The sequence below is a fragment of the Herbiconiux sp. 320_LB genome, from assembly GCF_059691755.1.
In genome coordinates this window covers 113460-126893 of the sequence record NZ_JCAWAD010000002.1, presented here as the reverse complement: position 1 = coordinate 126893, position 13434 = coordinate 113460, and the positions used below count along the sequence as shown (strand labels likewise).

The window sequence follows — 13434 nt, the reverse complement described above, 5'->3', positions numbered from 1 at the left end:
TCACTTCTTCAGCAGAGTACGAATGCGAAGAACTTCCGATTCGAGTTCATCGAAGGCGTTCGTAAGAGCGCTGTCGAGCTCCGCCGTTCGTCCCAATTGAGCGTGAAGGAAAGCTTCGATCTGCGACGCGCTGGCATTACTGCTATCGAGCGAAACTCCGTGGTAGCCCGCGACAGCGAAGTGTTGCTCGACTTTCGCCTTCGGCGCGGGGACCACTTCTGACGGCTGGGCGCCGGCGATGGACGAGAGAATCAGCACATGCAATCGGTCGCTTACGACCAATGCAGCACTCTTGTAGAGCCCCCTGACGTAGCTCTCTTGCTCAGCGTCGGATCGATCTCCCCAGGGAAGATAGTCGGCTACCTCGGCGCCGAATCGGTCCGCAAGTTCAGAGGACCGTTTCTCGTCCTCATCTACCTGACTCACCAGCTTGATCCGAAGATTCGCAGATTTCGCTACAGCGCTGACCCCTTCGATCCATGCGTCATTGGGCGTGGGCCGCTTGCCACGGAGACTCACTATCAAAGTGTTCCTGTCCGCCAGCGGTAGACCGTCCACACGTGGCTCGCTGAAGGCAGTGTCGGGCACGAGCTTCCCGACCTTCATCAGGGCAAGGCTCGCCTCGTCCCGCCAGAGGACCTCCTGCGAGAGCCAAGCCGAGGCGCGATAGATCGCCCCGACCAAAGGCGAGTACTCGCCGACAGCACGCGGGGGACGGATGATCTTGCCGCCGCGGAGGCGCACGATGATGGCGAATGCCAAGAACAGCACCTCCGACTTCAGGTGTGCGCGGCCGAGAGGCACCTCCCCTGGGTCGAATACCCACGCACGGGGCCCTCGCGCGAAGAGAAGGCCTTTGAGCCACGCGCGACGATCTTTTGCCGTGTAGGAGAACTCGCCTTCCCTGAGGCCGATCTGTTCGATCCACCCCGGGGTGGTGCGGCCCAGATAGGCGTGGATCGTCCCGGTGCCGCGGACCCAGTTGAGGATCCTTCGTCGGATGACGGCGTCACCGAGGTTGCCGCTCACCCCGGTAAGCACGATGAACAATTGACGGTCACGCTGTGACATGTGGTCTCCGTTTGGTGGTGGTTCAGCGAAAAAGGTCGGCACTCTGACTAGCGCTTGACCTTGCCCACGAGCTTCCAGAATTCGCGCTGTGCCTTGTTCCGCAACCGGATGCGGAACGACATCTTCGTCTGCTGCTGGTACGACGTAATGAGGGGACGAATAGCGTTGATGTAGACGCCCAGATCGTTGGCCTCTTTGGCTTCAGCGAACATTCCGTGGCTTTCGGTCGATAGCACGCGGCGCTTGCGGATGATCTCGAGTCGCTCGGCGTCGACGTGGTCGTAACCGGGCGCGACTCGCTTCTTGGGGTGCCACCGGCCTACGCTGTCGTCATCCGCAAGTCGGACGGCGAGGCCCTCCCTGCGGTGGCGGAAGTTGCCGGCCTGTGTTTTCGCAACCGAGTCGGTGTCGAGATGATCCAGACCGACGTTTCCCGCCGCTACCCCGTCCGTCAAGATCCCGTCGATGATCGCGTTGCGCGTGATGACGACGTTGGTCCCGCGCCAGTCGATTTCATATTTCGAAAGCCACGCATCGCCGACGACGACATCGGCGGTCTCCGCGAAGATGTCGTCGCAGTAGTTGCACGCCTCGAGCTGGAACACCGCATGACCCCAGTTGCCTCCGACAAGGGAAAGCGTCTCGGCTTCAGACCACTCTCCGGTCGACTTCGACTTGGCGCCGAAACTGTACTGACGAGATGTGAGTGCGGGATTCTTGATCCGGAAGTCCACGGTGTCCAGGTCGGTCGGCGGGACTCCCACCTGCCAGGCGAAGGACTCCGCGTAGGCGGACGACTTGAGGTGACCGCACACGATGCCGACGAAGAACGCGATCTGCTCTCCGAGTACTGTGTCCTCGGCGCATACGTGGCGTGCGCTCTTGATCGCACAGGGGACCCCGACGAAGGCATAGCGGAGTCCATCGCCGCGGACGGAGCGCAGCGTCTTGGCGAAGCTGGCGGGGTGATACTGCGACTTCCGCCGCCCCATCACCTCATCAACTGAGCGCGAAACGACATAGCCGAACATCGGCGACTCGGTCGATCCGACGTGGATCACCCCGTCGACCTCGCTGCGCTCGAGTAGCTGCGTGAGGAGCCAACTCGTGATCCCGCCAGAACTGCTGCCGGGGATCTTTGTGTCGTCGCTGATGCGGCCGGCGTACATCCCTCGGTACTTGCCGATCCGGGGATCGTGAGGAAGGGAGGGGTCAAGAACCTCGGCGGCCACCTCGTCCTCGTTCTTCGACTCGTCCGCGAAAGGGCAGACCCGCGACCCCAATGCCTTATCTTCTGCGCTTACGCCGGAAAGGTCCGCCTGATAAACCCCCCGAGTAGTCAGCCTGATGGGTATCCGACCGTCAGTTGCGGCGCCGCAACCACCGCATCCAACGCATGTTCCGCTCGTTACAACGTCATCTATCGTCGACATCTGGTCCCATCCCTGGTGTGATCGTTCGAAAACAACATCCATCGTTGCGCATCAATGCTTGCGCCGGGCATACAGCGTTGACCCCAGAGCTGCCCAGAGAATCGCGCATTGAAGTATGAATGAGGCGGACAACGCCACGCCGGCGCCGACGGCACCCGCTAGGGCCGAACTCAGGCCGACCCCGACCAAGCACACAACTGTCGTGATTGTCGACGTGGTTGCCACGAGATGCTTCCTGCCAATCCCTTGCAAGAGAGATGCGACCAGTGACGCGGAAGCGGCGAACGGGAGCCCAGCCACCACAATCTGCATCACCGGTACTGCAGGCTCGTAATCTTGACCGAGGGCCAAATTTACGACCCATGGCATAAGTGGAATCAGGACCGCATAAACGAACGTCATCCCAAGTGTGACTAGCAATACCGTACGCACCATCGGCCTAAGCGATTTGGAATGGGCCACGGCACGTGAAGATGCGGGCAATAAGACTGTTGCTAGTGACGACGGGAGCAAGCGGAGGGGGCTTGTCAGCCGGCTGGCAGCTGAATAGAAGCCCGCTTGTAACGCACCCGCGAACGCTGTTGTGACCACTACGTCGAGGTTTCGGGCTTGGGTCGAGACCGAGTGCAACCAATACGGCCATGCCTCACGCAAAAGCGTTCGATACGAGATATCAGGTGGCGCCGTCACACGTTTTCTCACATACGAATTCGCAAACACCGAGGAGGCCAGCGCTGCGGAGGCAACGGCAATCGAGTATCCGAGCAAGGGTTCGACGGACGCTGAAAGGAAGATAAGGAACAGGAGAATCGAACCGAGTCTCCTAGCGAGCAAATTGAAGACGTTGATTTTCGCGTCACCGTCGGCGAAGGCGACCGTGAGCCTCGCATCAGCGTTACGCTCTCCACTCATCCAGAGGGCTAAAGGAAGCATAAGCAAGTAGGACGGGCTGATGAAGGCGGCAGCTAGAAGTAGGGCGGCCGCCGCGATTATTGCAAGCGCAATGGACGACAAATTGTTGAACCGCAGGGCGACGGTGATTGCGCCACTATCGGGGTTCGAAGCGCGCTCTCTCGATATAAAGGTGGCAACTCCCATGTCGATGGCGGTTTGTGCCACAGTCGCGAGAGCAAGCACGACTGAAAGTAGGCCAAATTCAGAGGGGCTAACGCTTCGAGCGATGAGGACGAGTGAGAACGCTTGCAGTAGCGCGGCGAGAAGACGCCCGGCGGACACCCAAGCAAACTGACCCAAGAAGGGTCGAGGCTCAGTCAATTGGCGACTTCACTTCAGCCTGGCCGAGTGCCGAAGGTGTATTCATTAGTCCAGCGAGGATGCCGCGCACGAAGTTGTCGGCGCTCTTCTCGGCGGAGAACGCGTCTCCGTCCGAGATTGCCCGATCTTTCAGCCCCGCGAGCTTCGCGCTGTCTCTGAACAGGCGGATTATCCCTGCCGCATATGACTGGACGTCGTCCTCCGTCCAGACGGAGTTGCTCTCGTCTAGGTAGTCGGCCTCCGGAGCGTGGAAGGGGTATTTGGTGGTGACGATGGGAGTCCCAAGAGCCAGCGAATCCACGGCCACGAGCCCGACCCTGCCGGGTATGAGAATGACGTCGACGAGGTTCGAGGCGGACCCCAGCTCGTCGATCTCCAATCGCCCGGCTAACCGGACGAACGATCGCTCCGCAGCCTCTTCTGCGACGTACGAATCGAGTGGGCCGGCGCCGGCGAGAACCAGCACGAAGTCCGGATCGGCGGCGCTCACGATGTCTGCAGCCTCGAAGAGGAAGGGGAGTCGTTTCGGCACGTCGAACGCACCGACGAACAGTGCGACATGAGATGACTCGGTGAGATTCAGCCGATCAGACCAGGACCGAAGCTCATCCGGGCTCGTGCCCGATTTGGCCGCTCGAAGCCGGGCCGTGTCGGTCGTGTTCACGACGGTCGAGATCTTCTCGGACGGAACTCCGCCCGCCCCCAGGTGTGCCGCGCCCTGCGCGGTATAGGTGAATACATGGGTGGCTCTGCCCATGAGCCAACCTTCGAGTCGCGCGTCCAAGGCGTTGTTACCGGCCGTGAAGTTACGGCCGTGCCCCCAGAGCATCATCGTGATCTTCGGATCGGCGGCAAGCGCGTAGGTCTCGATGTTCGAACTGGCGAGCCCGGTGATCACAGCTCGTACGTGGCGGGCCTCCCGGTGGATAGCTCTGAACGTCACATTGCGGCGACGCACAGACAGGCGGTGCTGCTTGATCGGTACGCTCCATCGACCAGCGACGGAGTTGCGCCGCGAGGCAACGATTCCTTTGGGCTCCGCGTGCCAAACCTCCAGTTCGAGCCCCTCCTGCTCAAGGCGACTCGAAATCGCGTCGAAGAGTCCCTTCCTGTACGAGGGGACGAACGGCTGGACGATCGCGATTACGTTCGTCTTCGTCCTATCGCGCTTCATGTGGTCTCCTGCGTGATCTTTTCGTGGCCCAGGTGCGACTCATAGACGGCCTCCAGCCGCTTGCCGACGGCTTCGATGGAGTACTTGTCTCGGACGAGTTGCCGTGCATTTCGTCCCATTTCCGCGCGACTCTCTGCCGAGGCAGTCATAGCCCGCATCGCATCGGTGAGCCCGTCGAGCGATCCGTCCGTAACGAGGCCGGACCGTGTTTCGCGAATGGAAGGGGCTAGCCCGTTGCTATCGGTGATCACGATGGGGAGTCCGAGGGACATCGCTTCGAGAATCGACATGGAGAGCACCTCGCCCACAGAGGGAAGAACGTAAACCGACGAGCCAGCCATGCGAGTGAGTGTCTCGTCTGGTGGCAGGGCACCTTCCCATCGGATGCGACCAGCGAGGCCGTGGGAGTCGATCAACTCCTGCACGGTCCCGCCATCACCCTCGTCCGGACCGATCAACGCGAAATCGAAATCTGTGCCTTCTTTCACCAAGGCGATCGCCGCGTCGACGAACATGGGGGCCCTCTTCCGAGGATGAAGTCGCGCCAGGAAGAGCATCTCCCGTCGCGATGTCGTCGAAACCGGCAGGTCCGGAAGGAGCACACCATTGGCGATCATCGTGATCGGCAGTTCAGGCCCAGCCACAGCTCGGAGGCTCGAGCTCTCGAGCGGGGTGAGAGAAAGGATCTCATCGCTCCCACGGAGGACACGTCGAGTGAGCATGCTGTCGATGACCGTGGCCAGCGGGTTGCTGGACTCGTCAATCATCCCGTGGGGCTGAAGGACCAGCGGAGTTGCGCTTTTCGCGACGATGGAAGCCACCGGAAGCGTGATGAGGTCCCGGGCCACATGGACGTGGATGACGTCGTAGTCGTCGACGTGCTGCTTCACAAAACGAGTGAGACCAGGTGAAGCAAGCCCGGCGTAGCCGGTTTTCGGTACGACCCTGCGAGCGGGAAATAGTCTCGCCGGCACCCCCTGCAGCGCTGTCGGAGTGCGGTCGAAACCGCTCGTCGCAGCCGCGAATTCGACGGTATGGCCCAGTTTCTGCAATTCGGCGAGTTGATTCAGTGCGACACGGACAGGCCCGCCATAGGCCCCGTCGGGCGTCACCAACGTAGCCACCTGCAAAATCCTCATGAAGCCGGGCCTATCCGCTGGGATTTCGATGTGGGAAGCGTCGACCGAGCTCGGCGGTGGGGGCGGGCCCGATCATGGTGTTGTCAGGGACATCTCTCTTCACCACGGTCATCGGCCCCACGAGCGCCGACTTACCGATCGTGACGCCCCCGAGGATCATGCAGCGGGACGTGACCCAAGCGCCGTCTTCGATGACGATGGGTTTGGTGATCAGGGCCATGTCACGTCGATGGGCATGGCTACCTGTCGTGAGCATCGTCTCCTGGGAGATGACGACGTCGTCGCCGACGTAGATGTGGTCTTGGTTGTGGAACCAGACGCCTTCGCCGATCCACGAACGATCCCCGATGTGGAGTTTCCAGGGGAACTTGACCCGGGTACGAGGCCGGAAGACGACCCCTTCGCCGATTTCGGCGCCGAAGAGTCGCAGAACTCTGGTTCGGAGGGAGGAGCTGATCTGCCACGCATTCGTCACGAACATGAGCTCGAAGAGAGCCCAGACGTACACGACGATCTTCGGACGGTCCCACGCGGCACGCTCGCCGGGTGCTGCTGAAAGGTCGATTACCGGGACCCCAGCGTCTAGGTTTCGACCATTGGCTTCGCTCTTCACTGCATTCTCCCCGTTGCAAGTTGGAAACACGGTAGCGCTATGGTCGTCGCGTGACTGAAAGTCTGCGTATCGCCATCCTAGGGCTCAACTACGCACCTGAGCCAACGGGCAACGCCCCGTACACATCCTCGCTCGCCGAGGGTCTGAAGGCACGCGGTCATCACGTCCGGGTGGTCACTTCACATCCTCACTACCCGGAATGGCGCGTCCGCGAAGGCTACGGAGGGTGGCGCCGACAGGAGTCCGTCAAGGGTGTGCCTGTCGAACGGCTCGGCCATTACGTCCCGAAGAAGCCGAATGGCATTCAGCGGCTGTTCTCGGAGATCAGCTTCGGAGTTCGGCTCCTTTTCACTCGATGGGGCAGCCCCGACGTGGTGCTCCTCGTGTCGCCGGCTCTCGTGTCGTCATGGATGGCTCTCTGGCGAATTCGTTTCCCGCTCGGTCGGCGACCGGCCACAGCTATCTGGGTGCAGGACCTCTACAGCCTCGGTATCGCAGAGACCGGCGACGGCGGCGGCATAGCCGAGCGGGTCCTGACGGCGATCGAGAAGGCTACTTTCGCCAACACGGACGGGGTGGCGGTGATCCACCAGCGGTTCGCCAACCATGCCGTGAGCCGACTGGAGGTTCGTGCCGAGAAGGTCGAGGTCATCCGAAACTGGACTCACCTTCCGCCCGCACCTGATGTCGACATCGCCGACGTCCGCTCTTCTCATGGTTGGGGCGAAGACGACATCATCGTGCTCCATGCCGGAAACATGGGAAAGAAGCAGGGGCTGCACAACGTGGTGGCCTCCGCTCGTCTCGCCGATGCACGTGGGGCCTCAGTTCGCTTCGTCCTGATGGGTGGCGGGAATCAGAAGGATGATCTCGTGGCGAGCGCGGCTGGCATCGACCGCATCCAGTTCATCGAACCGCTCCCGAACGGCGAATTCCAGGCTGCCCTCGCTGCCGCGGATGTTCTCTTGGTCAACGAACTGCCGGGCCTCGCCGAGATGGCGGTTCCGAGCAAGCTGACGTCGTACTTCAGTACCGGGCGTCCCGTCGTCGCAGCTACCGACGAAGGCAGCGTCACTGCTGGAGAGATCGATTCGTCCGGGGGCGGTCTCAGGGTCGACGCGGGAGATCCCGCAGCGCTTCTCAATGGCGTGATGTCGCTCTGCGCTGACGCCGACCGCGCACAGGACCTGGGCCGCAACGGGCTCGCCTACCGAAATTCGGTGCTCTCCTCGGAGGCCGCCATCGATCACTATGCTGAATGGTTAGTTGGCCTGGCAGCGGAGCGCAGCCGTTAGGCGGCGCTTGTTGCGACACAAAGATGGGGATCACGTGACGAAACGAGCATTTATAACGGGCATCACGGGCCAGGACGGCTCGTATCTCGCTGAACTGCTGCTGGCGAAGGGCTACGAGGTCCACGGCCTTATCAGGCGGGCTTCGACGTTCAACACCTCGCGGATCGACCACTTGTACGTCGACCCCCACGAGCCGGGTGCAAAGCTCTTCCTGCATTACGGAGACCTCAGCGACGGCGCACGCCTCGTGACGCTGCTCTCCGAGATCAAGCCCGACGAGGTCTACAACCTGGCGGCACAGTCGCACGTGAGGGTCTCATTCGACGAGCCGGAGCACACGGCGGATACGACGGGAACCGGCACGATCAGGTTGCTCGAGGCGGTGCGCCTCGCTGGAATCGACACCCGCTTCTACCAGGCGTCCTCGTCGGAGCTCTACGGAGCGACGCCCCCGCCGCAGAACGAGGACACCCCTTTCTATCCGCGTTCGCCGTACGGCGCGGCGAAGCTCTACAGCTTCTGGATCACGAAGAACTACCGCGAGGCGTACGACATGTTCGCGGTGAACGGCATCCTGTTCAATCATGAATCGCCTCGACGAGGCGAGACCTTCGTCACACGAAAGATCACGCGCGCGGTCGCGGCCATCCAGGCCGGCAAGCAGGATCACGTCTATCTCGGCAACCTCGACGCGATCCGCGACTGGGGCTACGCCGCCGAGTACGTCGAGGGCATGTGGCGCATGCTCCAGGCAGACGAGCCCGAAGACTTCGTGCTCGCAACCGGAGGCAATTTCACCGTGAGGCACTTCCTCGAGACCGCGTTCTCTCATGCCGGCCTCGACTGGGAGAAACATGTCCGCTTTGACGAGCGCTATCTTCGCCCTACCGAGGTCGACGCGCTCGTCGGCGATGCCTCGAAAGCCCGCGAGAAGCTCGGATGGGTCGCCACGGTCGACACCGGTGAACTGGCACGCATCATGGTCGACGCCGACATCGCAGCTCTCGCGCACGAAGGCAAACCATGGATCGACAAGGTCTCGCTCGCGAGCTGGGGCACAGCATGAGCGAGCGCGACGAGGTCGAGTTCACCCCGACGCCCCTCGACCGATCCGCGCCGTTCTATGTCGCGGGACACCGCGGACTGGTCGGCTCTGCGATCTGGCGAAAGCTCGAATCAGAAGGTTTCGAAGAGCTGATCGGGCGCTCGTCTTCCGAGCTCGATCTGAAGAATCGAGAGCAGGTATTCGAATTCTTCCGCAAGACGCGTCCCACAAATGTCGTGCTTGCCGCGGCGAAGGTCGGCGGCATTCTCGCCAACTCGACCTACCCGGTCGACTTCCTGAGCGAAAACATGCAGATTCAGGTGAACGTTCTCGACGCCGCTCTGGAGGTGGGGGTCGAGCGACTCCTCTTCCTGGGATCGTCGTGCATCTATCCGAAGTTCGCTCCTCAGCCCATCAAAGAGGACACGCTTCTCACCGGGCATCTCGAAGAGACAAATGACGCCTACGCCATTGCGAAGATCGCCGGAATCCTGCAGATCCAAGCCGTGCGACGTCAGTACGGCAAGCCCTGGATCTCCGCGATGCCAACGAACCTCTACGGCCCGGGCGACAACTTCTCACCGAAGGGCTCCCACGTTCTTCCCGCGCTGATTCGTCGTTACGACGAAGCCGTCAAGTCTGGCGCGGACATCGTCACCAACTGGGGGACGGGTACTCCGAGACGAGAGTTCCTGCACGTCGACGACATGGCCGCAGCCTGCCTGCACCTCCTCGAGCACTACGACGGTCCCGCGCAGGTCAATGTCGGTACCGGGAGTGACGTCACGATCCGCGAGATCGCGGAGACGATCGCTCAGGTCGTCGGCTATGAAGGCTCTACCGAGTGGGACACGACCAAGCCTGACGGCACACCCCAGAAGCTCCTCGACGTGTCCAAGCTCAGAGACGCTGGTTGGACTTCTCAGATCGGGTTGAAAGACGGGTTGCGGTCCACCGTCGAGTGGTACCGGGCCCACCTCGAGTCGATCCGGCAGTAACTTCCGCAGCTGTGCGCGTCTGGTGCGAGCCAGGCTCCTTGTTATGTGAACGAAAACGAAAAAGGGGATCATGAAGCTTTCGGTCATCGGTTGTGGTTACCTCGGCGCTGTCCACGCAGCGGCGATGGCGGAAATCGGTCATGACGTGATCGGCATCGACGTCGACAGCGCGAAGATCGAGGCGCTGCAGCAGGGACGTGCCCCGTTCTTCGAGCCCGGTCTTCCCGAGATCCTCACCTCGGCTCGCGACTCTGGTCGGCTCAGATTCTCCACCGAGATGTCCGACGTCCGAGGCTCGACCGTGCATTTCGTGGCTGTGGGGACTCCCCAGAAAAAGGGCGAGAACGCGGCGGACCTGACCTACGTGAACGCTGCTGTGCAATCGCTTCTGCCCTACCTGGCCCCAGGCGACCTCGTCGTCGGGAAGTCGACCGTCCCGGTGGGCACGGCGGCGCGACTCGCGGAGATGGTGGAAGCGACCGGGGCGTCGCTCGCCTGGAATCCTGAGTTTCTTCGCGAAGGGTTCGCCGTCAAGGATACGATCGCGCCAGATCGTCTCGTCTACGGTGTTGCGGCAGGGGATACCGGCGATCGGGCAAGAGCCCAGCTTGACGAGGTCTACGCGCGCGCTCTTTCCAATGACACACCGCTCGTCGTCACCGATTACGCGACTGCTGAGTTGGTTAAGGTTTCGGCGAATGCGTTCCTGGCGACGAAGATCTCCTTCATCAACGCGATGGCGGAGATCGCCGAGGTGACCGGTGCTGACGTCACGCAGCTCGCGGACGCGATCGGGTTCGACGCGCGGATCGGTCGCAGATTCCTGAACGCCGGAGTCGGATTCGGCGGCGGATGCCTTCCGAAAGACATTCGCGCATTCTCAGCTCGTGCCGAAGAACTCGGACGCGGCGAATCAGTCGCATTCCTCAAGGAGGTCGACGCGATCAACCTCCGTCGTCGGCAGCGGGTGGTCGACCTCGTGGTCGAGGAGCTGGGCGACAGCCCGTTCGAGAAAAAGGTCGCCGTGCTCGGCCTGGCGTTCAAGCCCGACTCCGATGACATCAGAGACTCGCCCGCCCTCGACGTGGCCGTTCAACTTCATGGTCGCGGTGCTGACGTATCGGCCTTCGACCCCGAGGCGATGGCGAACTCGGCGAGGCGTTACCCTCAGCTCGCGTTCGCGAGCTCCGCAGAAGATGCGCTTCGGGATGCGGACATCGTCGTTGTCGTGACCGAATGGAAGGAATTCCGGGAACTCGATCCGGATGCCGTGGGAGCGCTGGTCGCAGGAAAGATCGTCGTCGATGGACGCAATTGCCTCGACGCGGCCGCGTGGCGAGATGCCGGCTGGAGATATATCGGCATGGGACGCCCCTAGGTTCTCAGCGTTCTTCTGATTGAATCGACGACGTGAGCGACGACGACTGGATGAGGTACTGGGCGAGCCCAGACGATCCGCCGTCTCACAATTCGCCAATGTCTGAGCGGCAACGCGGCTCGTCATCCCAAAGGCGTACTTCTAGCGGCGCGCGCAAGAAATCGCGCTCGCGGCGCCGTGCAGCAAAGCGGAGATCCAGAATCATCGGCTTCTCGATTCTGGGCGTGGTTGTGCTGCTGGTTGCCGTGGTCGCGTGGATCGGGGTTCGGGGGTGGCTGGCGAAGAGCGAGCTTGAAGCTGCGATTCCTCTGGCGGCGGAAATCCAAACCGAGTTGGCTGCGGGGGACACCGACTCGGCCAAAACGAGTGCTGCAAATCTACAAAGTCATGCCTCCGCGGCTGCGGGCTTGACAGGCGACCCAATCTGGCGAGCCGCAGAGATTGTTCCTGGCCTCGGTGCCAACCTCACCGCATTCCGCGAAGCTGCCGCGGTAACCGATTCGATCGCGAGCGACGCAATCTGGCCGCTCGCGAACAACGTTGCCAGCTTTGGGCTTGCGAGCTTCCAGCCGGTGAACGGCGCGGTAGATCTGACGCCAATCTTGTCCGTGCAACAGAGCGTCCTGTCTGCCGCCTCGACGCTCTCCGCCGCGGCAGACAGGGCCGATGCCATCGACACCACGTCGACGATCGGCCCGATTGCGGATGCGGTGAACAAACTTCAGAGCACTGTCCACAACGCCGATCAACTGATGAGAGGCGTCAGCAAGGCGGTGACTCTCTTGCCGCCGATGCTGGGGGCGGACGGGGAACGGAATTACCTCCTCGTCTTCCAAAACCCCGCCGAAGTTCGCGCCGGCGGCGGTGTCACCAGCGCCCTGGCGTTGATCAACACGAACAACGGAAGAGTGGAGTTGCGTCAGCAGGAGTCGAGCGGCGCATTCGACACGTTCAATCCGCCGGCAATCGCCCTCCCGAGCGACACCCTCGGCCTCTACGGCGAACGCCCGGCCCAATACGTCCAGAACACCACCCTCGTTCCACAGTTCGAACTCTCCGGGCAAATCGCTTCGGCGATGTGGAAGCAACGCTTCGGCCAGGACGTCGACGGCGTGATCTCCTTCGACCCCGTGGCATTGAGTTACTTGCTGAAGTCGACCGGACCGATCAATTTGCCGACCGGTGAGGAGTTGAACGCGGACAATGCGGTCCAATATCTCCTCAGCGAGGTCTACGCGAAGTACTCGGAGCCGTCAGAGCAGGACGCGGTTTTCGCAGGCACCGCGAAAACGATCTTCGATCGCGTGTCGGCTGGCGGGGTGAAGCCGAAAGAACTCATCAGTGCGCTCGTTCAAGCGGGAAATGAAGGGCGGCTCCGAATCTGGAGCGCACACAGTGAAGACCAGGAGGTGCTCGCTCCGACGAGCCTGAGCGGCCCGCTTCCGTTGACCACGGACGACTCCACCGGCGTCGGCGTGTATTTGAACGATGGGACGGGGGCGAAGATGGACTATTACCTCGACACCTCCGTGTCGACCGCTTCGCAATTATGCCGAGCTGACTCCCGGCCAGAATTCCGGATCAGCGTCACGCTCACCAACTCCGTGCGCCCCGATGAGGTGGGATCCCTAACCGATTATGTGACGGGGGGATCTGTGTTCGGAGTCCCCAGGGGAAACATCAAGACCGTCGTCTATGTCTACGGTCCTGAGAGTTCGGGTCCCCTCACAGACGCGACCATCATCACGAACCTCGACCCCGGTCTCAGCGGGGCGCAGTCGAGCGCCAGCTTCGACAGCGGGCGGACAGTCGGAGTAGTTCCGGTGGAGCTCACGCCCGGAGAAAGTCGAACGATCACCGTGGACTTCCTCGGGCAGCCGGGAGACCCATTGACCCTGAGCCCCGCTGTCACGCCGATGATCAAACCGACTGTTTACTCAACCGAAATATACGGTGGTACCTCTGGCTGCTAATTCCCTGTAACCTCTAAGGAGATTCATTTGCACCACGACA

At 61.7% G+C, this 13434-nt stretch carries 11 protein-coding genes; 5 read left to right on the top strand and 6 right to left on the bottom strand.

Translation table 11 applies throughout. From position 1 onward, the window contains the following. The 6 genes from AC59HU_RS04745 to AC59HU_RS04720 form a co-directional block, all read right to left on the bottom strand. Positions 1-1071 carry a polysaccharide pyruvyl transferase family protein gene (locus AC59HU_RS04745; protein ID WP_497222205.1) on the bottom strand — a complete coding sequence of 357 codons (1071 nt, stop codon included), beginning with the start codon at positions 1069-1071 and terminating at the stop codon, positions 1-3. 47 nt (positions 1072-1118) lie between these two features. Next, on the bottom strand, positions 1119-2303 hold the full coding sequence (locus AC59HU_RS04740; protein WP_497222204.1) for a Coenzyme F420 hydrogenase/dehydrogenase, beta subunit C-terminal domain: 1185 nt from the start codon (positions 2301-2303) through the stop codon (positions 1119-1121). Positions 2304-2555: 252 nt separating this feature from the next. Continuing rightward, positions 2556-3740: an oligosaccharide flippase family protein gene (locus AC59HU_RS04735; RefSeq protein ID WP_497222203.1), complete on the bottom strand. Its 1185-nt coding sequence runs from the start codon at positions 3738-3740 to the stop codon at positions 2556-2558. Between the two features lie 31 nt (positions 3741-3771). Next, complete coding sequence (locus AC59HU_RS04730; RefSeq protein WP_497222202.1) at positions 3772-4953, bottom strand: glycosyltransferase family 4 protein; 1182 nt, start codon at positions 4951-4953, stop codon at positions 3772-3774. After that, the gene (locus AC59HU_RS04725; RefSeq protein ID WP_497222201.1) at positions 4950-6077 is read right to left on the bottom strand and encodes a glycosyltransferase; all 1128 of its coding nucleotides are present in this window, start codon (positions 6075-6077) and stop codon (positions 4950-4952) included. The genes AC59HU_RS04730 and AC59HU_RS04725 overlap by 4 nt, the downstream gene beginning before the upstream one ends. A 25-nt stretch (positions 6078-6102) precedes the next feature. After that, positions 6103-6705 (bottom strand): LbetaH domain-containing protein, encoded by a 603-nt coding sequence (locus AC59HU_RS04720; RefSeq protein ID WP_497222200.1) that lies wholly within the window; start codon positions 6703-6705, stop codon positions 6103-6105. Between the two features lie 50 nt (positions 6706-6755). Here AC59HU_RS04720 and AC59HU_RS04715 point away from each other — a divergent pair, with 50 nt between their 5' ends. The 5 genes from AC59HU_RS04715 to AC59HU_RS04695 all read left to right on the top strand — a co-directional run bounded on the left by AC59HU_RS04715 (position 6756) and on the right by AC59HU_RS04695 (position 13394). Then, positions 6756-8000, top strand: coding sequence for a glycosyltransferase (locus AC59HU_RS04715; protein WP_497222199.1), 1245 nt, complete (start codon positions 6756-6758; stop codon positions 7998-8000). Positions 8001-8034: 34 nt separating this feature from the next. Further along, positions 8035-9066: a GDP-mannose 4,6-dehydratase gene (gene gmd, locus AC59HU_RS04710; protein WP_497222198.1), complete on the top strand. Its 1032-nt coding sequence runs from the start codon at positions 8035-8037 to the stop codon at positions 9064-9066. Then, the gene (locus tag AC59HU_RS04705; RefSeq protein WP_497222197.1) at positions 9063-10043 is read left to right on the top strand and encodes a GDP-L-fucose synthase family protein; all 981 of its coding nucleotides are present in this window, start codon (positions 9063-9065) and stop codon (positions 10041-10043) included. The genes gmd and AC59HU_RS04705 overlap by 4 nt, the downstream gene beginning before the upstream one ends. A 70-nt stretch (positions 10044-10113) precedes the next feature. Continuing rightward, entirely contained in the window at positions 10114-11421 is a 1308-nt protein-coding gene (locus tag AC59HU_RS04700) for a UDP-glucose dehydrogenase family protein (protein ID WP_497222196.1), read from the top strand. Positions 11422-11453: 32 nt separating this feature from the next. Continuing rightward, positions 11454-13394, top strand: coding sequence for a DUF4012 domain-containing protein (locus AC59HU_RS04695; RefSeq protein ID WP_497222195.1), 1941 nt, complete (start codon positions 11454-11456; stop codon positions 13392-13394). Positions 13395-13434: the final 40 nt, after the last annotated feature.

What these genes read in the sequence shown, in the direction of transcription:
- AC59HU_RS04745 (WP_497222205.1), bottom strand. Translation starts at nt 1,071, where the DNA reads ATGTCACAGCGTGACCGTCAATTGTTCATCGTGCTTACCGGGGTGAGC.
- AC59HU_RS04730 (WP_497222202.1), bottom strand. Translation starts at nt 4,953, where the DNA reads ATGAAGCGCGATAGGACGAAGACGAACGTAATCGCGATCGTCCAGCCG.
- AC59HU_RS04705 (WP_497222197.1), top strand. Translation starts at nt 9,063, where the DNA reads ATGAGCGAGCGCGACGAGGTCGAGTTCACCCCGACGCCCCTCGACCGA.
- AC59HU_RS04700 (WP_497222196.1), top strand. Translation starts at nt 10,114, where the DNA reads ATGAAGCTTTCGGTCATCGGTTGTGGTTACCTCGGCGCTGTCCACGCA.